Annotated in this window: 12 protein-coding genes; 7 read left to right on the forward strand and 5 right to left on the reverse strand. The window is 58.8% G+C overall.

Annotation, left to right across the window (positions count from 1 at the left end; all coding sequences use genetic code 11):
• Positions 1–326: 326 nt before the first annotated feature.
• Together J5W70_RS01950 and J5W70_RS01955 are read right to left on the reverse strand one after the other, a co-directional pair.
• On the reverse strand, positions 327–854 hold the full coding sequence (locus J5W70_RS01950) for a hypothetical protein (RefSeq protein WP_102726592.1): 528 nt from the start codon (positions 852–854) through the stop codon (positions 327–329).
• On the reverse strand, positions 851–3,394 hold the full coding sequence (locus tag J5W70_RS01955) for a ligand-binding sensor domain-containing protein (protein ID WP_215832894.1): 2,544 nt from the start codon (positions 3,392–3,394) through the stop codon (positions 851–853). The genes J5W70_RS01950 and J5W70_RS01955 overlap by 4 nt, the downstream gene beginning before the upstream one ends.
• A gap of 622 nt (positions 3,395–4,016) precedes the next feature.
• Here J5W70_RS01955 and J5W70_RS01960 point away from each other — a divergent pair.
• Complete coding sequence (locus J5W70_RS01960; protein ID WP_022397197.1) at positions 4,017–6,479, forward strand: beta strand repeat-containing protein; 2,463 nt, start codon at positions 4,017–4,019, stop codon at positions 6,477–6,479.
• Between the two features lie 186 nt (positions 6,480–6,665).
• Here J5W70_RS01960 and J5W70_RS01965 read toward each other — a convergent pair whose 3' ends face one another.
• The 3 genes from J5W70_RS01965 to gltB form a co-directional block, all read right to left on the reverse strand.
• Positions 6,666–7,172 carry a hypothetical protein gene (locus J5W70_RS01965; protein WP_022397198.1) on the reverse strand — a complete coding sequence of 169 codons (507 nt, stop codon included), beginning with the start codon at positions 7,170–7,172 and terminating at the stop codon, positions 6,666–6,668.
• Positions 7,169–9,697, reverse strand: a complete 2,529-nt coding sequence (locus J5W70_RS01970) for a ligand-binding sensor domain-containing protein (protein WP_215832895.1) — start codon at positions 9,695–9,697, stop codon at positions 7,169–7,171. Before J5W70_RS01970 ends, J5W70_RS01965 begins: the two co-directional genes overlap by 4 nt.
• A 288-nt stretch (positions 9,698–9,985) precedes the next feature.
• Positions 9,986–14,425 (reverse strand): glutamate synthase large subunit, encoded by a 4,440-nt coding sequence (gene gltB / locus J5W70_RS01975; RefSeq protein ID WP_022396590.1) that lies wholly within the window; start codon positions 14,423–14,425, stop codon positions 9,986–9,988.
• Positions 14,426–14,823: 398 nt separating this feature from the next.
• Here gltB and J5W70_RS01980 point away from each other — a divergent pair, with 398 nt between their 5' ends.
• From J5W70_RS01980 to J5W70_RS02005, 6 genes are all read left to right on the forward strand, one after another.
• Positions 14,824–16,959, forward strand: coding sequence for a glutamine synthetase III family protein (locus J5W70_RS01980; RefSeq protein WP_022396589.1), 2,136 nt, complete (start codon positions 14,824–14,826; stop codon positions 16,957–16,959).
• Between the two features lie 257 nt (positions 16,960–17,216).
• Positions 17,217–20,420 (forward strand): carbamoyl-phosphate synthase large subunit, encoded by a 3,204-nt coding sequence (gene carB / locus J5W70_RS01985; RefSeq protein WP_022396588.1) that lies wholly within the window; start codon positions 17,217–17,219, stop codon positions 20,418–20,420.
• Between the two features lie 30 nt (positions 20,421–20,450).
• Positions 20,451–21,569, forward strand: coding sequence for a glutamine-hydrolyzing carbamoyl-phosphate synthase small subunit (gene carA, locus J5W70_RS01990; RefSeq protein ID WP_022396587.1), 1,119 nt, complete (start codon positions 20,451–20,453; stop codon positions 21,567–21,569).
• Between the two features lie 154 nt (positions 21,570–21,723).
• The gene (gene gmd, locus J5W70_RS01995; RefSeq protein ID WP_022396586.1) at positions 21,724–22,791 is read left to right on the forward strand and encodes a GDP-mannose 4,6-dehydratase; all 1,068 of its coding nucleotides are present in this window, start codon (positions 21,724–21,726) and stop codon (positions 22,789–22,791) included.
• Position 22,792: 1 nt separating this feature from the next.
• Complete coding sequence (locus J5W70_RS02000) at positions 22,793–23,881, forward strand: GDP-L-fucose synthase family protein (protein ID WP_022396585.1); 1,089 nt, start codon at positions 22,793–22,795, stop codon at positions 23,879–23,881.
• A 33-nt stretch (positions 23,882–23,914) separates the two neighbouring features.
• Entirely contained in the window at positions 23,915–25,240 is a 1,326-nt protein-coding gene (locus tag J5W70_RS02005; RefSeq protein WP_022396584.1) for a Na+/H+ antiporter NhaC family protein, read from the forward strand.
• The last annotated feature ends 90 nt before the right edge of the window (positions 25,241–25,330 follow it).

The raw sequence follows: 25,330 nt of genomic DNA on the forward strand, positions 1-25,330 counted from the left end.
AATCAACCCGCAACAAAAACCGGAGGGGCTTCATGCCCTCCGGCTTTTGTTTCAGCAACCGGGATACTGCCGCTTGGACTATCCTTCCCAGGCATTGTTCTTTTTCAATCCCATCAGGTTTCCCAGGCACAGGGTGCCTTTCACGAACAGGAAGCCCGTACCTTCCATCAAGCAGAGCGGAATTGCTGCCGCCTTCACCCGGAGCTGCGCAACCCGGGTTCCGGTTGCATTAAAAAGGCGCCGAAGGCCCTCACTTGCAGACCTCCGGCGCCTGAATGACCGGAATCAGCGGACGATAATCTTCATCCGCGGAAACCGGGCGCAGCTCACATTTCAGCCATCATCTTTTCCACGTATTGGAAAAAGATGCTTCCGTCCTCCCCGCTGATGCCATAGTCTTTGGTATCCTCGATATTCGCATTTTTGATGCGGGTGATGATATAAACTTTGGAGAACATAATTCCCCATTGTCCATACTTGTCATTATCAAACCAAACGTGATGATTGTAGGTCGGCTCGAAGTAGATGGTCCCTCCGTCATCAGGCTCGGCGATCGGACCACAATATTTGATAATGATGTGGCTGATGCCCTTGTAGCACCACTCCTTTCCGCATTGCGGCTTCTTGGAGAGGCTGGTAGTCATCTCGATGGTGGCATTTGTAATGTTGAAGGATAATTTATCCTCATCATGGTACATGACCCCCTTTTGAGGGAGAGTCACCTCGTTCTGGATGGAGACCCCTTCATAAATGAGGCGCGCCCCTTTCCACTCCGTTTCCGGCGGAGCTATTTCCCCTTTCAGGAAGCAGGTCCCTGAGAGAGAAACCATAATTGCACAGGCAATTTTGTTCATTGTTGTTTTCTGGTTTGTTGTTGTTTTAATAATTCCTTTTTGAGGAATTCCTTCATTTCCTGAACAGTTTTTTCAGGAGGATTTTTCGCATCGTCCCGGTACTGCCGCCAGTCGATGCGCAGCTTGGCCATGAGGCGCAGTTCCCTGGGGGAGAAAGGAACGGTGCCCGGAGCATTAGGCATGAAATCCCGGGACCGGTTGCCGATGTAATAAATCTGGCTCTGGTCCCATGAGCGCTTCATGGTTTCATCAAAGGAAGCCCTTACCCGGTCGTCACTGACTCTGGCTTCCCACTGGAGGCAATCCGCCAGGCAGCCGCCCTCCGCCCGGTTCTCCCGGGCCTGCCACCACAGGGAGAGAATATACCTGTTCTGAAGGCTGCACGCCGCAGGCGTCAGGTACTTGCGCGTGTATTGCAGCTCATAGAGGGGCTTGCACACGGCCTTCTCCCTCTGCCCCAGGGTGGCTCCGTTCACTCTCTCTGGAGTGGGAACAATGCCCGCGAGCTGGCCGGCCACATAATAGGGCAGTTCCTCCGGCATGCGGATTTCCCACGGAATCTTTTCATTCACGAATACGCCGTTTAAAATGGTATTGAAGGAACCGTTGCGGCAAACACGGAACAGGTAGATTCCCCCCTTCCTGCACATGAACCTCTTATAAACCCCGGAACCCGCAAATCTGGAAACGCGCGTGCGCGCTTCCACCGGGAAGGAATACCACTGCTCCATGGCGGCGGTAAGAATTTTCCCCCATTTGTTCTGTTCCCCTATCGCGAGGTCTCCCACATTGTTGAACTGGAAGACGAGGGAGGAGGTGGAAGGATGCCTTCTGGCTTCCACCACGTAATCCCGCCTGGATTCATTGGAAAGATAACCGTTGGGATTATAGAAATACAGGGCTATTTCATGGACGCCCTCCGGCACTTCCACAACGGTCCAAATGTCGGGACCGTCCACAAAGCCCGGATACACTTCCCCGTGGTCGTCCCACTCCGCCTCCGTCCGCACGGAATCCGTGGGATCGAAAAGAATGTTGCGGTTATCATTCTCCTTGATGCTATGCACCCACCAGCGCAGGGCATCCCCCTTGTTGCGGTTGAGCCCCATCAATCCCTGGATCCAGTAAGAAGACACGGCCCCCTGGTATCCGGGATAACCCGGAACGGAGGAAAGGGTTCGGAACGACACGGTCTTGGCCTTAAACTCGGAATTGCTCATGGGGGCATTCGTGGCGCACAGCGTGGCGCGCGTCAGGCCGTACCTCCCGCACCAGTCCCCCTTCGTGGACCAGTCCTCCCCGCGGAACACAATGCTCTTCCCCGCATGCGCATCCGCTCCCAGCTTTTCCAGTCTCTTCAGGACTGCGGCAGGGTCTTCCATCCGGGCCGGGGACGGGAACGGAATCTCATCGTCCTGCTGCTTCCTGTCCAGTTGATAAGACAGGGAACCCTTTTTCAGACTGACAAGCCCTTTCCCATACGTCGCCGCCCAGACACTTCCGTCCTTCAGCGCCAGCAGGGAGGGGACATCCGTATTTTCCAGTCCCTTCCTGATTCTCTGGCGCACCGTCATCCTTTCGGCATCCAGCACGTCCACTCCCTGCGTCCGGTAGCCGATGAAAATATCCTTTCCCTGCCGGAGGATGGAAGACACGAAGTCTTCCGACAGCATTTTGGCATTTCCCTCACCCGGAACGGCCGTCTTCCGCGCAGCGGAACCATACAGATTACTATTCTTCTGGGCATAATCCCGGCCGCGCAAGAAACGCCAGGAGCTGATGCCGTTGCTGTACGCCAGGCCGGACCAGGTGCCTACCAGTACCTGGTCTTTTTCCGTACAGGCCAGAACATTGCAGATATTGGAAGGCAGCCCGTCCCCATACGGCTGGTACGGCTGCCGGGCAAACTGCTTGCTGTCCCAGTACCACGGCGCCTGCACGTTCTTCCACTGCATGTACCCCGACTTGCGCGGTGAATACGAGATACCGCCGCAGGCATAGGCCAGCCACAGATTCCCCCTGGCGTCAAAGCCGGCGGAAGCCGCCTGGTCTTCCACCAGTCCCGTAGACCGGTCCAGCGCCTTCCATGAATCATTCCCGGGATCATAAACGGACACGCCTCCGGACGTGGCAACGGCCACCTCCCCGGAAACGGGAGAGACGGCCAGCGCATAAACATGCTCTCCGTTCAGGGCATTGCCGCGGTCATACGTCTTCCACTCCCTCCCGTTGAAAACGGCCACGCCGCTGTCGTCCGTGCCCACCCAGATGCGGCCCTGCCTGTCCTCCGCAATGCAGGTGAAATTCTTTCCTTTGGGAAAGCCGGAATAATAATCCATGTTGAGCCACGACTTCTCGTACGCCCTGTCGCCGACTTGAAGGCGGTAAACGCTTTCCCTCTCCCCCACGGCCCATATAGCTCCATCCTGCGCCACCAGAGTACCGCGGATGAAGCGCACCGGGCATTCCGGCAGTTGTTCCGGGATCTGGACAGATTTGACTTCTCCTGCGGACCATCCCCCCAGCAGGGGGAAAACCAATGCGAGTGTTCCTATGAAATGTTTGAATTTAATTAACATAACCAATTATTTCCTGATTATTATGTGAGAATATTATCGTATTTTGCTGACGTCAACCCCATTTCCAAGTTATTCTCAATTTTATCCAATCAAAAAACCACACAATCAGTTTACAGTCAAATATATAAGTCATTCAATATATGTTAGTTATAAAAATTATTCAGGTTTAGAAAAACCCAAGACACACCGCCCTTCCTGTACCCGGACAGAAAAAATGCAGGAGACTAACTCAAAAGCGGCGACCAACCGCTTTTTCTTCTTTCAAAAATGCTCTTTCCGGACATTCATCAACATCGAATTCCGAATCCGTTGCAATGCCTTGAACACATGAATATCAAGACTGTCAGATAGTTATCATTTAATTCATTTTTTCATTAATTGCTATTTCTCCAATTTTTCCAAATCCAAATTCTTCTAACATGTTTTAAACCAAACTTTCCTGTTGACTTCGGATTCGGAATCCGATAAGAACCGGGTATCGCAGGGGTTTCTTTCTCTCCTGAATTTTGAATGGAATAATTTAAATTACTATAGTATTAATTTCATGCAACCTCATTTGCCTTATCAACTAACAGCGTGGCTTATGGCAGCCGCCTTCTTCGGAACTCTCGCCTCCCAATCCCAGGCTGCCGGAGAAAGCATCAGCATCAATTTTGGTACCAACGAACCAAACGGCACCATTTCCGATTCTTCCAGCGCCGGGCTTGAAGCCGTTCCCGGCTCCAACTGGAATCAATTCAGCGGAGCTTCCCAATCCACGGCCCAGAACCTGAAGGATAACAACGGAGACGCCACCGGAGCGACCGTCACCTGGTCCAGTAAAAATACCTGGCGCGGAGGCGACACCCCCTCCACCGGGGACGGCCAGATGCTGAAGGGCTACCTGGACGACGGCAGCGGCATCACCATCAATGTCAGCGGCGTTGATTTCCTGACCTACGGCGTCTACATTTATTGCAATACGGACACCGCCAACGGCAATTTCTCCGCCAAGACCGTCAACGGCGTTTCCTACACCTGGAACGGAACTTCCACCGTGGCAGGCTCTGCCGCGTGGGGAGCAACGGGAACCTTTGGACAGGCGGTGGAAGGAACCAATACGCTGTATGTGGAAGGCCAGACTTCACCCAACCTGAGCATCACCGCTCCGAGCAACACCAGCGGTTCAGGCACCCGCGGCTGCATTGCAGGCATCCAGATCGTCAATACCTATGAGGGCGTTAAAATTTCCGCTACGCTGGATGGCACCTCCTCCTCCGAGTGGACTTCCTCCCAACTGGGGGATGCCGCATGGACGGACTCCGCTGACGGAGCCGGCACCTATGCTTCCATCAACGTCACCAACGGCCCGGGAGCCCTGACTATTGCGGACGGGGAAACGCGCCATACGGACGCCATCCTACTCACCGGCGGAAACCTCACCATTTCCGGCGGCACCCTGAGCCTGTCGGGCCCCGGCATCCTCCGCGCGGCAGAAGGCACCACGCTCACCGTATCCTCCAGCCTGTCCGGAACGGCTACTCTGGACGGGGCCGGCACCGTCATCATGAACAGAACCAGCACCCTGACGGGCCTGGCCGGTTCCGGAGCCCTGACTCTGGGGGACAACGCCTCCATTTCCATCACGGGAGATACCGCCTCCCGCTATACGGGAGCCCTGACTCTGGGAGAAAACGCCTCCCTCACGGCAGCCAATCCCAACTGGACCTTCGCCGGAGCCCTGACCATAGCGGCGGCCAACTACAATGCCAACGACTCCTGGGCGCACACCGCCTCCTCCCTCACCCTGACGGGAGCCGGAGACGTGGAATACACCTTTGAAGGGGGAACGCTCATTCCCATCACCCACGCAGACAGCACCCTGACGGTCCGCAAGGTGACGGACGGCACCGGCACCATCAATGCCAACCATGCCTCCGACATCGCACACCTGATCATTGACGCCGGCACAGTCAACCTGTCCGGCAGCGACACCGCCTACACGTTTGAATCCATCACCATCGGCCAGAACTCCAAGCTGAGCCTGAATGGCGTAGGCATCGTACTGGGCGGCACGCCGGATATCCTGATGAAGTCCGGCTCCACATTTGAAATGCTCAACTGCCGCGCCTATGGCGCGGATACCCCCATCAGCGCCAACATTACCGTTGACGCCGCCGGAGCCGGCGTGACCATCTCCGGCTCCCTTTACGGAAACGCCACCAACCTTGGCGGAACGATCACCGGCGAAGGAGAACTGCTGGTCACCAACGGTTCCAGCGGAAGCAACAACTTCACCATTTCCTCCGTCATTTCCGACAAGGACTCCTCCCACCAGATGAGCGTGAAGGTGAACAAGAACAGCTCCGTAGTCGTTTTCTCCGGCAACAACACGTACACCGGCGGCACCACCATCGTGCAGGGAACGCTCCAGACCAACTCCGCAACCGCACTTGGCCAGGGTTCCGTCCTGGTGCAGGGAGGAACGCTCAACGCCAACAGCCAGGCCCTGGCCAACGCCATTACGCTCCAGACGGGCACCATCCAGAACCTCGGCAGCGCTTCCGCTCCCAAGGACCTCACCGTCAGCCTGACGGGGAACGCCGCCATCAACAACTCAACAGTAATCATGGGCAACGCCTCCGGCGCGCCCATGATTTCCACAGGCCAGGTGCTGACGCTTTCCGGCACTACCTCAGCCACGCTGAACAACGCCACGCTGAACCTCTCCAGCTTCAACACGGCTCTGATCGACATGCAGGGAACGTCCACCCTGAACCTGACCGGCGGCCTGACGCTGAATCTGGACAGCGCCCTGGCGCTTGACCTTACCTCCCTGACGATCGACCTGATCACTGTGGGCGAAGGCACATCCCTGGCGGACAACATCGACTGGGATTCCCTGCTGACGCTTACGCAGAACGGCCAGAACCTGATCTGGGACGGCGTTACCTACAACAACGGCAGCCTGACCTTCACCGGCCTGGCCGTACCGGAACCCGGCACGGCCACCCTGAGCCTGCTGGGCCTCACGGCCCTGCTGATGCGCCGCAGAAAGAAGGCCTGAGCTTCCTGAATTAACAGAAGACTCCATTCAGGGGCTGTTCCGCCAGCAAGGTGCGGAACAGCCCCTGTTTGCTATATATCCAACTCTAAAAAACAAGGGCCGCTGCCATACGGAAACCCTTGTTTGAAGTCTTATCCCTTTCCGGATAAGGAATAAAACCTCCGCATCATACCGCCGGAATGCCGGTCATATTTTCTTAACTAAAGTAAAAGTAGGGTCTTCATCCTTTCCGCTGGTCCCGAAATCACTTTTATTCTCCATTTTAGTCACCTTGTGCAGGGCCGTGATATAGACTTGTGAATAAAGGGTTCCCGATGTTCCAAATTTATTGGGATCATAGGCGAAGGGGACATCATTCTTCGTATCGGCGAATATCAGCGCTACATATATATTTCCAGTCATGGATATCCGTACTTCATGTATTTTTTTGTACAGCCATTCCTGTTTTTCCTGAGGATTTTTATTGAGGCTTGTGATCACCGTCACTTTACCCGGCATAATATTGTAGGCATTTTTTACACCCTTTTTTGCTTCCACTCCCTTTTGGGGAAGCGCCGGCTTATTAATAATGGAAACCCCATCATAATTCAGATGAGTTCCTGACCACATGGTATGCTCCCCGGTAATCTCTCCGTTGAGCACGTTCATGCTCAACAGACTGATTCCCGCAGCCAATATCATTTTATTATTCATGTTGTCGTTTTCTTTTGGGATTCATGTTCAAGGTGTTTCTTCATCTCTTGAACTGATTTCACAGGAGGTTGTTCGGCATCATCTCGATATTGCCTCCAATCAATATCCAGCTTATCCATCAAATAAACTTCATTTACGGAAAAAGGTATCGTGCCCGGGGCATTCGGAACACATTCCCTGGATCTGAGATCCGGATAATAAATCTGACACTGGTCCCACGCAGCCGCCATGGTCTGGTCAAAAGAAGAACGTACATCGGGAGAGTAAATTCTGGCTTCCCATTGAAACCAGTCTTCCAAGCACCTGCTCTTTTTCTTTCCTTCAACCGCCTCACGGAATGAGGAAAGAATGTACCTGTTCAAGCAGGAACATCCTGCGGGCGTAACATACCGTGGCTGATACTGGAGAGTGAGCAGTTGATTGAGAAGAACCTTCTCCTCCGGCCCGGCAACAGAAAAATGAACTCTCTCGGGGGAAGGAATAATGCCTGCAAATAATCCATCAACATAATAAGGCAATTCATCAGGCGTTCTCATTTCCAGAGGAAGAAGCGCATTGATGAATACCCCATTTAAAATAGTATTGAAGGAACCGTTCCTGCAAACATGGAATAAGTATACGCCGCCTTTCCTGCACATGAAGCGCTTGTAAACTCCGGACCCCGCAAACCTGGAAACGCGCGTGCGCGCTTCCACCGGGAACGACTGCCACTGCTCCATAGAAGCGGCAAGCGTCTTCCCTTTTTTAGTGCGGTTCCCAATTTCAATATCCGCTTTGTTGTCGAACAGGCTTTGAATGGAAGAAGAAAAAGGATGCCTCCGGGCTTCTACCACATAATCCCGCCTGGATTCATGTTGAAGATATCCGTTGGGATTATAGAAATACAGGGCTATTTCATGAACCCCTTCCGGCACTTCCACAGCTACCCATATACCGGGACCGTCCACAAAGGACGGATATACTTCCCCGTGGTCGTCCCATTCCGCCTCTGTTCTTGTGGAATCACTGGGGTCAAAGAGAACATTGCGGTTTCCTGCCACATTGGCGCTTTGTACCCACCAGCGCAATCCATCTCCCTGATTGCGGTTGAGCCCCATCAGTCCCTGAATCCAATAACAGGGATACACTCGTTTCCATTTAGGGTCTTCAGCGCTCGTTTCCATGCGGACAGGTAATTGCTTGGCTTTAAACTCGGAATTGTTCATGGGGGCATTCATGGCGCACAGCGTGGCGCGCGTCAGGCCGTACCTCCCGCACCAGTCCCCCTTCGTGGACCAGTCCTCCCCGCGGAACACAATGCTCTTCCCCGCATGCGCGCCCGCACCCAGCTTTTCCAGCCTCCTCAGGACTGCGGCAGAATCCTCCATCCGGGCCGGGGACGGGAACACGATTTCATCGTCCTGCTGCTTCCTGTCCAGTTGATAAGACAGGGAACCCTTTTTCAGACTGACAAAACCACGTCCATATGTGCCGGCCCATACGCTTCCATCCCCCAGTACCAGAAGAGAAGACACATCAACGTTTTCCAGTCCCTGCCTGATTCTCCGGCGCACCGTCATCCTTTCGGCATCCAGCACGTCCACCCCCTGCGTCCGGTAGCCGATGAAAATATCCTTTCCCTGCCGGAGGATGGAAGACACGAAGTCTTCCGACAGCATTTTGGCATTTCCCTCACCCGGAACGGCCGTCTTCCGTCCCGAGGAGCCATAAATGCCGGTGTTTTTCCGGGCATAATCGCACCCTCTCATATAGTGCCAGGAGCTGATGCCGTTGCTGTACGCCAGGCCGGACCAAGTGCCTACCAGCACCTGGTCTTTTTCCGTACAGGCCAGAACATTGCAGATATTGGAAGGCAGCCCGTCCCCATACGGCTGGTACGGCTGCCGGGCAAACTGCTTGCTGTCCCAGTACCACGGCGCCTGCACGTTCTTCCACTGCATGTACCCCGACTTGCGCGGTGAATACGAGATACCGCCGCAGGCATAGGCCAGCCACAGATTCCCCCTGGCGTCAAAGCCGGCGGAAGCCGCCTGGTCTTCCACCAGTCCCGTAGACCGGTCCAGCGCCTTCCATGAATCATTCCCGGGATCATAAACGGACACGCCTCCGGACGTGGCAACGGCCACCTCTCCGGAAACGGGAGAGACGGCCAGCGCATAAACATGCTCTCCGTTCAGGGCATTGCCGCGGTCATACGTCTTCCACTCCCTCCCGTTGAAAACGGCCACGCCGCTGTCGTCCGTGCCCACCCAGATGCGGCCCTGCCTGTCCTCCGCAATGCAGGTGAAATTCTTTCCTTTGGGAAAGCCGGAATAATAATCCATGTTGAGCCACGACTTCTCGTATGCCCTGTCGCCGATTTGAAGGCGGTAAACGCTTTCCCTCTCCCCCACGGCCCATATAGCTCCATCCTGCGCCACCAGGGTACCGCGGATGAAGCGCACCGGGCATTCCGGCAGTTGTTCCGGCACTTGGACAAAGGCAATTCCCCCCTCAGTCCACATCCCCATAACAATCAGCAGCATAGCGACAGCACTGCATAAATTTCCGAATATGACACTCATTATCCTTTTATGATATTTTCTGTATAATTGATGCATCATTCAAAGTCAACCAAATGGAAAGTTATTTTTTAATATCGGATTTCAGAAACTTACTTCATTCCTGCTTTCAGGGCCAATCTGCTACCTTGAAAAGGTCAGCGGACGCTCCGGCAATGAGACCAATAAGACTTCAAAGAATAAAAAAAGGGCCTCCGCATCCGCGGAGGCCCCCAGCTTACCCAAACAACAGAAAACTGCTGCATGCTTCTTTCAGGAATGCATGGCCAGGGCATGCCGGTATTCCACCGGGAAGACCTTGATGAATTTGCCGCGTTCCTCCGGCCAGTTGTTTAACAGGTCGCAGGCCCGGCGGCTTTTCGTAGCCATGTAGTGCTCGTAAATGAGCTGGAGCAGTTCCGCCTCGTCGGCGGAGTGCGGCATGACCGTTTCCAGGTCCACGCTGCCCAGGTTGCATTTCTGATCGAAGTCGTTGTCCGCATCGTACACGTAGGCCAGTCCGCCGGTCATTCCCGCGGCGAAGTTGACGCCCACCTTGCCGAGCACCGCCACACGGCCCCCGGTCATGTATTCGCAGCCGTGGTCGCCTATGCCTTCCACCACCATCTTGGCTCCGCTGTTGCGGATGGCGAAACGCTCCCCGGCCTGCCCGTGCAGGAAGATGCTGCCGGACGTGGCCCCGTAGCCGATGACGTTGCCGGCAATGACGTTGTCCGACGGAGCGTAGGAGATGTTTTCCGGAGGCCTCACGATGATTTTGCCCCCGGAAAGCCCCTTCCCTACGAAGTCGTTCGCCTCCCCGGCGAGTTCAAAGGTGATGCCCGGCGCCAGAAAGGCCCCGAAGCTCTGCCCCGCGCATCCGGTGAAGTGCACCGTGAGCGTATCCTCCGCCAGGCCGCGCAGTCCGAATTTCATCACCAGCTCTCCGGATAGCTCCGTGCCCACCGTCCGGTCCACATTGCGGACGTCGCGGAAGAGTTCGGTCTTTTCCCCTTTTTCCAGCAGGCCCTTCAAGTCCGGGAGCAGGCGGCGCCGGTCGTAGTTGTCCAGAGGTTCCTTTTCAAAGGAGGGGTCAAACCTGCATCCGTCCCCCTCCGCCGCATGCAGGATGGAGGAGAAGTCCAGATGCTGAGCCTTGTAGAAGTCAATGGCGCGGTTCACGGAGAGCAGGTCCGCCCTGCCGACGGCTTCGTCCAGGGAGCGGAGGCCCAAGGAAGCCAGGATTTCCCGCGTTTCCTGCGCCACGAAGCGAAGGTAGTTGATGACGTATTCCGGCTTGCCGCTGAACTTGGCTCTCAGGGCCGGGTCCTGCGTGGCAACGCCCACCGGGCACGTGTTTTCATGGCACCTGCGGAGCATGGCGCAGCCGATGGCGACCAGAACGGCAGTGCCGAAGCCGAATTCCTCCGCTCCCAGCAGGGCCGCCATGACGACGTCCCTCCCGGTGCGCAGCTGGCCGTCCACCTGGAGCCGGACGCGGGAGCGGAGCTTGTTGAGCACAAGCGTCTGCTGCGTTTCCGCCAGACCCAGTTCCCACGGCAGTCCGGCGTGCTTGACGCTGGTGAGCGGGGAGGCGCCCGTACCGCCGTCGTGGCCGCTGACCACAACCACGTCCGCGTGGGCCTTCACCACTCCGGCGGCCACCGCGCCGATGCCCACCTCGGAGACGAGCTTGACGGAGACGCGGGCGTCCGGGTTGGAGTTCCGCAGGTCGTAGATCAATTGGGCCAGGTCTTCAATGGAGTAGATGTCATGGTGCGGCGGGGGAGAGATGAGGCTGACGTTCGGCATGGAATGGCGCAGCCGGGCGATGTACGGGTCCACCTTGTGCGCCGGGAGCTGGCCGCCCTCTCCGGGCTTGGCGCCCTGGGCCATCTTGATCTGGAGCTCGGAGGCGTGGCGCAGATAGTTGATGGTCACGCCGAAGCGTCCGCTCGCCACCTGCTTGATCGCGCTGTAGCGCACCTCGCCCCTGGCGTTGGGTTCGTAGCGGGCTTCATCCTCGCCCCCTTCACCGGAGTTGCTTTTGGCTCCTATTTTATTCATCGCGATGGCGATGGTTTCATGGGCCTCCGGGCTGAGGGAACCCAGGGACATGGCCCCGGAGACGAAGCGGCGCAGGATGGAATCCGCGCTTTCCACTTCCTCCAGCGGGACGGTGTCCGCGGGAGCGAATTCAAACAGGCCGCGCAGGGTGCAGAGATGCTGCGCCTGGTGGTTGCTGTAGTCCGCAAATTCCCGGTATTTCCGTTCGTCATTGTCGCGAACGGCGGCGCGGAAGGCCTGGAGCGTCTGCGGGTTCCAGAGGTGGTTTTCTCCGCCCTTCCTGTACTTGTACTGGCCGCCCGCATCCAGCCCGCCTTCCTTCCCGGCGTTTTGCGCGGCGCGCTGGTTGCATTCCGCAGCTATTTCCTCCAGCCCGATGCCGCCCACGCGGCTGACGGTGCCGGGGAAGAATTCGTCAATCAGTTCCCGGTTCAGCCCCACGGCCTCGAACAATTGGGAGGAGCGGTAGCTGCGCAGGGTGGAAATGCCCATCTTGGACATGATTTTAAGCAGCCCCTTGTCAATGGCGTTGATGTAGTTACCGGAGGCCTTCACCACGTCCAGCGGGCAGTCCTGCGGCGCGGCCAGGGAGGTGACCGTCGCCAGAGCCAGGTACGGATTGACCGCCGTGGCCCCGAAACCCAGCAACAGGGCGAAGTGCATCGTTTCCCGCGCTTCCCCCGTTTCCAGGATCAGGCCCACGTCGGAACGCAGTCCGGCGGCCGCCAGGGCGCGGTGCACCACGGAGCAGGCCAGCAGGCTGGGAACGGGAAGGTAGCCGCGGCCTATGTTGCGGTCCGTCAGCACCAGGATGCGCACGCCGGACCTGACCAGCCCCACGGCGGATTCCGCCAGGCTGTCCAGCGTCTCCCGCAGAGCCTTTCCGTCCCCGCCTTCCGGGAACTGGAGGGAGAGCCTGGCGGAGGGGAAGCCGGCTTCCCGGATGTTGCAGAGGCGGTTGAGCTCCTCGTCCGTAATGACGGGGCGCGCCATCTTGATGAGCCGGGCGTGCTCCGGCGTTTCCTCCAGAATGTTGGGATGGTTGCCTATGTACGTGGTCAGGCTCATGACGAGTTCCTCCCGGATGGGGTCGATGGGCGGGTTGGTCACCTGCGCGAACAATTGCTTGAAGTAGTTGAACAGGAGCGGCGCCTTTCCGGAGAGAACGGCCAGCGGCGCGTCGTTCCCCATGGAGCCGAGGGGTTCCGCGCCCTTCATCATCATCGGGCGGAGGATGAGTTCCACATCCTCCTGCGTGAAGCCGAACTGGCGCTGATGAACCGCCAGGTCCGGCATTTCCGCGGAGGCGGAGACAGAGTCGAACAGGGAGCGGACGGAAATCTTGTTTTGTTCCACCCAGCGGCGGTAGGGCATGCGCCGGGCCATTTCATTCTTGGTTTCCGCATCGGACACCAGACGGTGGTTCACCAGGTCACAGTAGATCATCTCTCCGGGGCGCAGGCGGCCCTTGCGGGCCACTTTTTCCGCGGGAATGTCCGCTACGCCCGTTTCCGAGGCCAGGATGAAAATATCGTCCGTGGTCAGCGTGTAGCGGGCGGGGCGCAGGCCGTTGCGGTCCAGCATGGCGCCCGCGTTGACGCCGTCGGAGAAGACGACGGCGGTCGGGCCGTCCCACGGCTCCATCAGGGCGGAATGGTATTCAAAGAAGCCGCGCACGTCCGGCCCCAGATGGTAGTTGACGCCCCAGGCCTGCGGCATGAGCATGAGCATGGCGTGGCGCAGGTCGCGCCCGGCGGCGGCGAGCAGTTCCACCATGTTGTCCAGGCAGGCGGAATCGCTCTGTCCGGGAGGAATGAGGGGCAGGAGCTTCTGCAAGTCATCCCCCAGCAGGGCGGAGGACAGGTGCGGCTCCCGCACGCTCAGATGGTTCAGGTTTCCGCGCAGGGTGTTGATTTCCCCGTTGTGGGCCAGGTAGCGGAAGGGATGGGCCAGGCTCCACGTGGGGAAGGTGTTCGTGCTGTAGCGCTGGTGGACGAGGGCCAGCGGAGATTTGAAACGCTCATGGCGCAGGTCTTCGTAAAATCCGTCAATTTGCGTGCCGAGGAACAATCCCTTATACACGATGCTGCGGCTGGAACAACTGCACACGTAGCATCCTTCCACGCGCCGCTCCATTTCCCGGCGCATTACGAAGAGCTTGCGTTCCAGTGCCGCCTGGTCCGCAAAGCCGCTGCCGTCGATGAAGAGCTGGCGAATCAGGGGGCAGGTGCGCCGGGCGTTCTCGCCGATGCTGTCCCGGTCCACGGGAACCTCTCTCCAGGCAATCACCCTGCCGCCGTTTTCCGTGACGGCGGCCTCCAGTTCCTCTTCATGGCCGCAGCCGCCGAACATCATGGCGACTCCGTATTTGCCCCTGGCGGGAAGTTTGTTGGGAAGGAGCAGGCGGAAGAATTCATCCGGCAGGGCCAGCAGGATGCCCGCTCCGTCCCCGGTATCGGGATCGCTTCCCACGGCGCCGCGGTGCATCAGCCTCTTGAGAACGGTGACACCCATTTCAATGATTTTGTGGCTCGGTTCATTCTTCAGATCCGCCACCAGCCCCACGCCGCAGGCGTCCCTCTCCTGTTCAAAGTCATACAATCCCTGCGGCGCAGGAATGCCTGTCTCGAATTGATCACTATTCATCAGTTTGCTGTTTTATTTGAGTTAAGCTGATTTTCTTATAGCAAAAACCGTGCCAACATTATGCACTCCTTCCACCCTCCACGTTTTCCGAACGCCGCCGCCCCGGTTTTACATGATTTGACAGGCCTTCCGGCATGACAGAGGACCCACGGCGGCAAAGGACAATTCCCTCTCCCAAGCAGATATTTTTACATTTTCGTAATTACCCTTTTACCGTGATTTTACATTTTTGTAATTAATGCTTTCACCTTTTTCATCCCTCTTCTTTCCACGGCTTCCTTTTACAATTTCTGCAATATATTTATAGGCAACTTCTTAAAACACCATACCCACTCCGGCACAAGTTGATTCAAAAAGCTGGCACGGTTCTTGCTAAGAAAAAGACACAACAGTTAACCATGATGAGTGACTCGACAAGAACACAAGCCATCAGCGCCATCGCCTCCCTTCCCGTGAGCGGGGTGAGCGAGAGCGCTCCTGTCCGCATTGATTATTACGGCGCCGACGTTTTCAGTACGGAGGTGATGAAGAAGTACCTGCCCAAGGACACGGCGAAAACCCTCCTGTCCACCATCCAGGACGGCCTGCCGCTGAACGCGGACATTGCCGCGGACGTAGCCCACGCCATGAAGCAGTGGGCTCTGGAACGGGGAGCCACTCACTACACGCACTGGTTCCAGCCCATGACGGGTTCCACGGCGGAGAAGCATGATTCCTTCCTGGACCCCAAGGGCATGGAGCCGATCATGAGCTTTTCCGGCAAGAACCTGATCGTGAGCGAGCCGGACGCTTCCAGCTTCCCCTCCGGCGGCCTGCGCTGCACGTTTGAGGCCCGCGGCTACACCGCGTGGGACCCCACCAGCCCCGCCTTCATCAAGAGGCACGGGAACGGAGCCACCCTCTGCATTCCCACCGCCTATTGTTCCTATACGGGAGACGCGCTGGACAAGAAAACCCCTCTGCTCCGCTCCCGGCAGGCATTGGGCAACGCCGTCAAGAGGCTGATGAAGTGCTTCGGGCTGCCGGATGAACGCGTGACCATCACGCTGGGGCCGGAACAGGAGTATTTCCTGATTGACAAGAATTTCTATCTGAACCGCCCGGACCTGGTCCAGACGGGCCGAACCCTTTTCGGCGCGCCGCCCGCCAAGCACCAGCAGCTGGAAGACCATTATTTCGGCTCCATCAAGCCGCGCATCCTCAATTTCATGAATGATGTGGAAAAGGAACTCTGGCGGCTGGGCATTCCGGCCAAGACGCGCCACAATGAAGTGGCCCCGGCCCAGTTTGAACTGGCCCCCTTGTTTGAGGACGTGAACCTGGCGATCGACCACAATATGCTGGTGATGGAAATCCTGCGCCAGCAGGCCAGCAGGCACGGGCTGGTGTGCCTGCTCCACGAGAAGCCCTTCGTGGGCGTCAACGGCTCCGGCAAGCACAACAACTGGTCCATTTCCTACGGGGACAAGAATCTGCTGGATCCCGGCACGGACCCGCAGCAGAACGCCATTTTCCTGACCGTGCTGGCCGCCATCATCGAGGCTGTGGACAAGCACAGCGACCTGCTGCGCAATTCCGTAGCCAGCGCCGGGAACGACCACCGCCTGGGCGCGAACGAGGCCCCTCCCGCCATTATCTCCATTTTCCTGGGCGACCAGCTCAATGAAGTGATCGAGAATATCATCAACGGGGAATCCGGCCGCGGCAGGCGCAACGACACGCTCCAGATCGGCGTGGATACGCTGCCCGTCCTTCCCCGGGACGCGACGGACCGCAACCGCACCAGCCCGTTCGCCTTCACCGGCAACAAGTTCGAGTTCCGCGCCCCCGGCTCCGCCCAGTCCTGCGCGGGCCCCATGATGACCCTGAACACCATTGTGGCGGAGGCCTTCGATTCCCTGGCGGAGGAGCTTTCCTCCTTCGCTCCGGAGACCTTCCTGGCCCAGCTCCAGGAGACGCTCAAGCGCAGGATTTCCGAACACAAGAGAATCATCTTCAACGGAGACAATTATTCGGAGGAATGGGTGAAGGAAGCGGAACGCCGCGGCCTTCCCAACCTGAAAAACACGATGACCGCCCTCCACACCCTGGTGAATGAGAAGAATGTGGCCCTGTTCGAGAAGTACGGGGTGTTCTCCCGCAGGGAACTGGAATCCCGGTTTGAGATTTTCCTGGAGGAATACCACAGGCGCATCCGCATTGAAGGGCGCCTGTCCTGGGAAATGGCGGCCACCATCATCCTCCCTGCCCTGCGCAACGAATACAAGCAAACCGTTTCCGCGCTCTCCAGGGCGCTGGACGCCAAGCGGACCAACGGGACCGCCGCCCTGCAAAAGCTGGCGGACAAGCTGGGCGGCGCCCTGGATTCCGTCGTGTCCGACCTGGATACCCTGGAAACCGCGCTCACGAGCTGCCATGAGGACATCCTTGCCGCGATGTCCCGATTGAGAACCAGCGTCGATGCCGCAGAAACCCTGGTGAACGACCGGTCCTGGCCTCTCCCCAAGTACCGGGAAATGCTGTTCATCTATTAGGGTGCACCGACGAGCTCCGGAGCTTTGCCGGCCCCCTTGCGGGGCAAGCCTCTGCCCGCAGAGGGAAAGGCACGGCTCCGGGGCCTTGGCGCGCCCTGTCCCGGCCGCCCTTTTTCCCACTGTTTTCCACCGACCACCAACCCCTGAAAAATCCGCGTCATTGGCCGTAAAAAAACTTTCCTCCGGAGCCCTGCGGGCACTTAATTCCCCCGGCGGAAATCCACGGTCCAGAACCACAGGATTCTTCCATCGCCATTATGCCTAAAGATACCTCCATCAAAAAGATTCTCGTGATCGGCTCCGGCCCGATCGTCATCGGCCAGGGCTGCGAATTCGACTACTCCGGCACCCAGGCCTGCAAGGCCCTCCGGGAAGAAGGTTATGAAGTAGTGCTGGTCAACTCCAATCCCGCCACCATCATGACGGACCCAGAGACCGCCCCGCGCACCTACATTGAACCGATCACCCCGGAGTTCGTGGAGAAAATCATCGTCCGGGAAAAGCCGGACGCCCTGCTCCCCACCCTGGGCGGCCAGACGGCCCTGAACTGCGCCATGGAGCTCCACCGCAGCGGCGTGCTGGAGAGGGAGAACGTGCGCATGATCGGCGCCCATGCGGACGCCATTGACCGCGGGGAGGACCGCAACCTGTTCAAGGAGGCCATGATCCGCATCGGCCTGGACGTGCCGCGCTCCGGCATCGCCCACACGATGGAGGAGGCGCGCCGGGTAGCCGGGGACATAGGCACCTTTCCCCTGATTATCCGCCCCGCCTTCACGCTGGGCGGCATGGGCGGCGGCGTGGCGTACAACAAGACGGAGTTTGAGGAAATCTGCGCCCGCGGGCTGGACCTCTCCCCCGTTTCCGAAATCCTGATTGAGGAATCCCTCATCGGCTGGAAGGAGTTTGAAATGGAAGTGATGAGAGACCGCGCGGACAATTGCGTGGTGATCTGCTCCATTGAGAACATTGACGCGATGGGCGTGCATACCGGGGATTCCATCACCGTGGCTCCCATCCAGACCCTGACGGACAGGGAATACCAGGTCATGCGGGACGCCTCCTTCGCCGTCATCCGGGAGATCGGCGTGGAAACGGGCGGTTCCAACATCCAGTTCGCCATCAATCCGGCCAACGGCCGCATGATCGTCATTGAGATGAACCCCCGCGTTTCACGTTCTTCCGCTCTGGCTTCCAAGGCCACGGGGTTCCCCATCGCCAAGCTGGCCGCCAAGCTGGCCGTGGGCTACACGCTGGACGAACTGCGCAACGACATCACGAGGGAAACGCCCGCCTGCTTTGAACCCACCATTGACTACGTGGTGACCAAGGTCCCCCGCTTCACGTTTGAAAAGTTCAAGCAGGCGGACGAGCACCTGACCACCTCCATGAAATCCGTGGGGGAAGCCATGGCCATAGGCCGCACGTTCAAGGAATCCCTGCAAAAGGCCCTGCGCTCCCTGGAAACGGGCCGCTGGGGCTGGGGTTTCGACGCGAAGGCGCCGCAGAAGCCCACCGCGGAGGAAATCACGCGGAAGCTGGCCGTCCCCACGGCGGAACGCATTTTCTGGATTCAGACGGCGTTCAGCAGCGGCTTTTCCCTGGACGAGGTGCACCAGCTCACCCAGATTGACCCCTGGTTCCTGGCCCAGATGCGGGACCTGGCGAAGGCGGGCGACCGCCTGGACGCGCTGGACCTGCGGGAAGCCAAGAAGCTGGGCTTTTCCGACAGGCAGATCGCCCTGGCCCGCGGAACTACGGAGGAAAGCATCCGCAAGGAACGCCGCGAACAGGGCATCGTGCCCGGCTACCGCCTGGTGGACACCTGCGCCGCGGAGTTTGAGGCATACACGCCTTACTTTTATTCCACGTACGGGGATGAAAACGAGGCGCGCGACACGGGCCGGAAGAAGATCCTCATCCTGGGAGGCGGCCCGAACCGCATCGGCCAGGGCATCGAGTTCGACTACTGCTGCGTGCACGCCTCCATGGCCCTGCGGGAAATGGGGTATGAAACCATCATCGTGAATTCCAACCCTGAGACCGTCTCCACGGACTACGATTCCTCCGACAAGCTTTTCTTTGAACCCCTGACGCTGGAAGACGTGCTCCACATCTGCGAGCAGGAGAAGCCGGACGGCGTCATCGTCCAGTTCGGCGGCCAGACGCCGCTGAACCTGGCCAACGCCCTGGAAGCCCACGGCGTGCCCGTCATCGGCACCAGCCCGAAGGCCATTGACCTGGCGGAAGACCGCGAACATTTCTCCGCCCTGCTGAGGGAGCTGGGGCTGAAGCAGGCGGACGCGGGGACGGCTACCAACGTGGAGGACGCCGCCGCTATTGCCGCCCGCATCGGCTATCCGGTGCTGCTGCGCCCCTCCTTCGTGCTGGGCGGCCGCGGCATGATCATCGTGTACGAGGAGCAGGAGCTGCGCCGGTACATGAACGAAGCCGTGGAGGCCTCCGAGGAACGCCCCGTGCTGATCGACCGCTTTCTGGAAAACGCCGTGGAGATTGACGTGGACGTCATCGCGGACCGGGAGCGGGCCGTCATCGGCGCCATCATGCAGCACGTGGAGCCCGCGGGCATCCACTCCGGGGATTCCGCCAGCATGATTCCCGCCATGGGCATTTCCATGAAAATGCACAAGGAAATCACGCGCGCCTCCAAGGAGCTGGCACGGCGGCTGAACGTCTGCGGGCTGATGAACATCCAGTTCGCCGTGAAGGACGAACAGCTTTACGTCATTGAAGTGAATCCGCGCGCCTCCCGCACCGTTCCGTTCGTCTCCAAGGCCATCGGCAGGCCCCTCGCCAAGCTGGCCGCGCAGGTCATGGCCGGCAAGACGCTGGAGGAGCTGGGCTTTACCCGGGAAATCACGCCGGAATACCACTGCGTGAAGGAGGCCGTCTTCCCCTGGGGCCGCTTCCCGGGCATCGACGTGGTGCTGGGGCCGGAGATGAAATCCACCGGGGAGGTGATGGGCATCGACCCGGACCCGGACATCGCCTTCGCCAAATCCCAGATCAGCGCATTCAATCCCCTGCCGACGGAAGGCAAGGTTTTCATCTCCGTGAATGACCGGGACAAGGAGCGCGTGCTCCACATGGCCCGCCAGCTGGCGGACATGGGCTTCACGCTGTGCGCCACGCGCGGCACGATGATCCACCTGCTCCAGCACGACATCGAATGCGAACGCGCGTACAAGGTGAACGAGGCGCGCCGCCCGAACATCGTGGACCACATCAAGAACGGGGACATCGATTTCATCATCAACACGCCCGGCTCCCACGACGCGCGGGCGGACGACATCATCATCCGTTCCTCCGCCATCGCCGCCAAAACCTCCTACTGCACGAACCTGGCCTCCGCACAGGCCTGCGTGAACGCCATTGAGGCGCTGAAGAACAGGAACCTCCAGGTGTGCACCATCCAGGAATACCATGCCCAGACCGTTTAACCCCATACCAAACAGCATTTTTATATCATCATGAGAGCCATTCTCGCACTGGAAGACGGAAGCGTCTTCATCGGTTCGCACTTCGGAGCCACGGGCACGGAAGTGGGGGAAGCCTGCTTCAACACGTCCATGACCGGCTACCAGGAAGTCCTGACGGACCCGTCCTACAGCGGCCAGATTGTCACGATGACCTACCCCCTGATCGGCAATTACGGCGTCAACCCGGAAGATTACGAGTCCGGCAAGGCGCAGGTCAGCGGCTTCGTGGTGGCGGAGCTGGCGAAGGTTCCTTCCAACTGGCGCGCCACGGAAGCCCTGGGCCCGTGGCTGGAAAAGCAGGGCGTGATCGGCATTGAAGGGGTGGACACCCGCAAGATCGCCAAGCACCTGCGCTCCGCGGGCGCCATGCGCGCCTGCCTCACCACGGAGCTGACGCCGGAGGAAGCCGTGGAAGCCGCCAGAAAGGCCCCCTCCATGGAAGGCTGCAACATCGTAGACAAGATCGGCTCCCATCCCATGACCCCGGAGGAAGTGGACGCGCTGGTGACGGAAGGGGTACTGCCCCCCACGGAGTACGACATCGTGGCCTTCGACTTCGGCATCAAGTACAACATCCTGCGCCAACTGAGGGAAAACGGCTTCCGTGTGACCGTGGTTCCCGCCCACACGACGGCGGAGGAAGTGCTTGGCATGAAGCCGGACGGCGTTTTTCTTTCCAACGGTCCGGGGGACCCCGCCACGCTGACGGACATCCACCGTGAAGTAGCCGCCCTGATCGGGAAGGTTCCCATGTTCGGCATCTGCCTGGGGCACCAGATCATTTCCCACGCGCTGGGGGCGAAGACCTTCAAGCTGAAGTTCGGCCACCGCGGCGCCAACCATCCGGTGAAGGACCTCCGCACGGGTAAAATCAGCATCACGTCCCAGAACCACGGTTTTGCCGTGGATCCGGATACCGTGCCGGACGACGTGGAAATCACGCTGATGAACCTGAATGACAATACCGTGGAGGGCATCGCCCACAAAACGCTCCCCGTTTTCAGCGTGCAGTACCACCCGGAAGCCGCCCCCGGCCCCAGAGACCCCCAGTACCTGTTCCGGGATTTCAAGGAAATGATTGCGTCCGGCAAAGGAAAAGCCGTCCGCTGACAGTGGCATTCCTCTTCCATGACCAGAGCATTTTCCTCGTCACCATGGGAAAAATGCGCTATTTATGCCCGGAGCGCATCAACTGCGGCTCCGCTGGAGGTTTCACCATTTATTCTTCAACCTCCTCCGCCAACAAACCACCTACACACAGCACATGAGCAAAATCGCATTAATCTCCGGCATCACGGGACAGGACGGTTCTTTTCTCGCAGAGTTCCTGATTGACAAGGGCTATGAAGTACACGGCATCCTGCGCCGCTCCTCTTCCTTCAACACGGGCCGCATCGAGCATCTTTACCTGGACGAGTGGGTGCGGGACATGAAGAAAAACCGGCTGATCAACCTCCACTATGGCGACATGACGGATTCCAGCTCCCTGATCCGCATCATCCAGACCGTGCAGCCGGATGAAATCTACAACCTGGCGGCCCAGAGCCATGTGAAGGTCAGCTTTGACGTGCCGGAATACACGGCGGAAACGGACGCCGTGGGCACCCTCCGCATGCTGGAGGCCGTCCGCATCCTGGGCATGGAAAAGAAATGCCGCATTTACCAGGCTTCCACGTCCGAACTCTTCGGGCTGGTGCAGGAAGTTCCCCAGAAGGAAACCACGCCGTTCTATCCCCGCTCCCCCTACGGCGTAGCCAAGCAATACGGCTTCTGGATCACCAAGAATTACCGCGAATCCTACGGCATGTTCGCCGTCAACGGCATCCTGTTCAACCACGAGAGCGAACGCCGCGGGGAAAACTTCGTCACCCGCAAGATCACGCTGGCGGCGGCCCGCATCGCCCAGGGCATGCAGGACAAGCTTTATCTGGGCAACCTGAACGCCCTGCGCGACTGGGGCTACGCGAAGGATTACGTGGAATGCATGTGGCTAATTCTCCAGCACGACAAGCCGGAAGACTTCGTCATCGCCACCGGGGAAATGCACACGGTACGGGAATTCTGCACGCTGGCCTTCCGTGAAGCCGGAATTGAGCTGGAATGGGCAGGCGAAGGCGTGGAAGAACGCGGGCGCGACAAGAAGACGGGCCATATCCTGGTGGAAGTGGATCCCAAGTACTTCCGCCCCTCCGAGGTGGAACAACTGCTGGGAGACCCCACCAAGGCCAGAACCCTCCTCGGCTGGAACCCCACCTCCACCCCGTTTGAGGAACTCGTGCGCATCATGGTCCGCCACGACATGGAATACGTCAAAAATCCCGTCAATTCCTGAGATGGAAAAAAACAGCAGAATATTCGTGGCCGGACACCGCGGCCTCGTGGGCTCCGCCATCTGGAAATCCCTGGAAGAGAGGGGTTATTCCAACCTGATCGGACGGACGCACCGGGAACTGGACCTGGAGGACCCGGCGGCCGTGCGGGAATTCTTTGACCGGGAAAAGCCGGAATACGTCTTTCTGGCGGCGGCGTTCGTGGGCGGCATTATCGCCAACTCACGGTACCGGGCGGACTTTATCTTCCGCAACCTCCAGATCCAGCAGAACGTCATCGGGGAAAGTTTCCGGCACGGCGTATCCAAGCTCCTCTTCCTGGGGAGCACCTGCATCTATCCGCGAGAGGCACCCCAGCCCATGAAGGAGAGCGCCCTGCTCACCTCCCCGCTGGAATACACCAACGAGCCCTACGCCATCGCCAAAATCGCAGGCCTGAAAATGTGCGAGAGCTTCAACCTCCAGTACGGCACCAACTACATCGCCGTGATGCCTACGAACCTGTACGGCCCCAATGACAACTTCCACCTGGAGAACAGCCACGTGCTGCCCGCCATGGTGCGCAAGATTCACCTGGCCAAGCGCCTGATGGAAGGGGACTGGGACGCCGTCCGGAAAGACCTGGACGCGCGGCCTGTGGAACAGGTGGACGGAACGGCGCCGGAAGAAGCCATCCTGGCCGCGCTGGCCAAATACGGCATCACCCCCGGTTCCGTGGAACTGTGGGGAACGGGCACGCCCCTGCGCGAATTCCTGTGGAGCGAAGACATGGCGGACGCCTGCGTCCACGTGATGGAACAGGTGGATTTCAGCCAGCTGAAAGGGGAAGACCGGGAGGTGCGGAACTGCCATATCAACATCGGCACCGGAAAGGAAATCTCCATCGGCGATCTGGCGCGCCTGATAGCCGTCACGGAAGGCTACCGGGGAGAACTGGTATTCAACGCGGACAAGCCGGACGGCACCATGCGCAAGCTGACGGACGTTTCCAAGCTGCATTCCCTGGGCTGGAAACACCGGGTGGAGCTGGAAGAAGGCGTGGAGCGCATCTACCGGTGGTATCTGGACCAAGAGGAAGCCGCCGGAAACTAAGCCGCCCAGCATCTCCGGCAGCACGCACTCCCCATGACCCATTTTCCAGACAGCCAGGATACGGCGCCCGTCAAACCCAGCCTGTGGGCGCTGAGCCCCCTGCTGGTTTTCTTCCTGCTTTACCTGGTCATCTCCGTAGCCGTACAGGATTTTTACGCCGTTCCGGTGACGGTGGCCTTTACGGCGGCGGCAGTCTGGGCCGTGCTCATCACCCGCGGGAAAAGCATGGCGGAACGGGTGGACCTGTTTTCCTCCGGCGTAGCCAACCGGAATATCCTGATGATGATCTGGATTTTCGTGCTGGCGGGCGCATTCGCCCAGTCCGCCAGGGACATGGGGGCAATTGACGCCACCGTGCAGCTCACGCTGCGCCTCCTGCCGGACAATCTGCTGCTTGCCAGCGTCTTCATCGCATCCTGCTTCATCTCCCTTTCCGTGGGCACTTCTGTGGGCACCATTGTGGCGCTTGCTCCCGTAGCCACGGGACTGGCGCACGCCACGCAGGTCAGCACCGGCATGATGACGGCCATTGTGGTGGGCGGAGCGTTTTTTGGAGACAATCTTTCCTTCATTTCAGACACCACGATCGCCGCCACCCGCACGCAGGGCTGCGCCATGCGGGACAAATTCCGGGCTAACGTGAAGGTGGTGCTTCCCGCCGCGCTGCTGGCCCTGGCCTGCTACATCCTGCTCGGATGGAACGTGCAGTCCCCCTCCATGGCGGACGCTCCCATTGAATGGATGAAGGTGTTCCCCTACCTGCTGGTTCTGGTGACGGCGCTGGCCGGAGTCCACGTGATGGCCGTTCTGACGCTGGGGCTGCTCGCCACGGGACTTGTCGGAGTAGGCATGGGGTATTTTTCCTTCATGGCCTGGTTCCGCGCCATGGGCAGCGGCATGACCGGCATGGGGGAGCTGATCATCGTCACCCTGCTGGCCGGCGGCGTGCTGGCGTTGATCCGCTTCAACGGCGGCATTGCGTACATCATCGGAAAAATCACGGCCCACATCCGGAGCAGGCGCGGCGCGGAATTCAGCATCGCCGGCCTGGTCTCCCTGGCCAATCTCTGCACCGCCAACAACACGATCGCCATCATTACGGTGGGTCCCATCGCGAAGGAGATCAGCGATAAATTCCATATCCCGCCCAGGCGCAGCGCCAGTATTCTGGACACCTTTTCCTGCCTGGTCCAGGGCGTCATTCCCTACGGGGCCCAGATGCTCATGGCCGCCGGAATCGCCCAGGTTTCCCCCCTGCTGATCATGGAATACCTGTATTACCCCCTGATTCTGGGCGTCTGTTCCATTCTTGCCATCGCACTGGCTCCCGGAAAAACGGGAAAGCGCAGGAAAAGCTGAGAAGCCATAAGGAAGAAGGGGCGTCAAAGACGCCCTTTTTGTTACCGACATGTTATCCTTGTTATCCTCATGTTACTCAACATATGGGGC

It is taken from the genome of Akkermansia massiliensis, assembly GCF_018847375.1.
In the GTDB taxonomy this organism is placed as follows: Bacteria; Verrucomicrobiota; Verrucomicrobiia; order Verrucomicrobiales; family Akkermansiaceae; genus Akkermansia; species Akkermansia massiliensis.

Bases quoted from the DNA above. Each gene is read 5' to 3' on its own strand.
- J5W70_RS01950 (WP_102726592.1), bottom strand. From the start codon at position 854: ATGAACAAAATTGCCTGTGCAATTATGGTTTCTCTCTCAGGGACCTGC.
- J5W70_RS01960 (WP_022397197.1), top strand. From the start codon at position 4,017: ATGGCAGCCGCCTTCTTCGGAACTCTCGCCTCCCAATCCCAGGCTGCC.
- J5W70_RS01965 (WP_022397198.1), bottom strand. From the start codon at position 7,172: ATGAATAATAAAATGATATTGGCTGCGGGAATCAGTCTGTTGAGCATG.
- J5W70_RS01970 (WP_215832895.1), bottom strand. From the start codon at position 9,697: ATGCTGCTGATTGTTATGGGGATGTGGACTGAGGGGGGAATTGCCTTT.
- gltB (WP_022396590.1), bottom strand. From the start codon at position 14,425: ATGAATAGTGATCAATTCGAGACAGGCATTCCTGCGCCGCAGGGATTG.
- J5W70_RS01980 (WP_022396589.1), top strand. From the start codon at position 14,824: ATGATGAGTGACTCGACAAGAACACAAGCCATCAGCGCCATCGCCTCC.
- carB (WP_022396588.1), top strand. From the start codon at position 17,217: ATGCCTAAAGATACCTCCATCAAAAAGATTCTCGTGATCGGCTCCGGC.
- carA (WP_022396587.1), top strand. From the start codon at position 20,451: ATGAGAGCCATTCTCGCACTGGAAGACGGAAGCGTCTTCATCGGTTCG.
- gmd (WP_022396586.1), top strand. From the start codon at position 21,724: ATGAGCAAAATCGCATTAATCTCCGGCATCACGGGACAGGACGGTTCT.
- J5W70_RS02000 (WP_022396585.1), top strand. From the start codon at position 22,793: ATGGAAAAAAACAGCAGAATATTCGTGGCCGGACACCGCGGCCTCGTG.
- J5W70_RS02005 (WP_022396584.1), top strand. From the start codon at position 23,915: ATGACCCATTTTCCAGACAGCCAGGATACGGCGCCCGTCAAACCCAGC.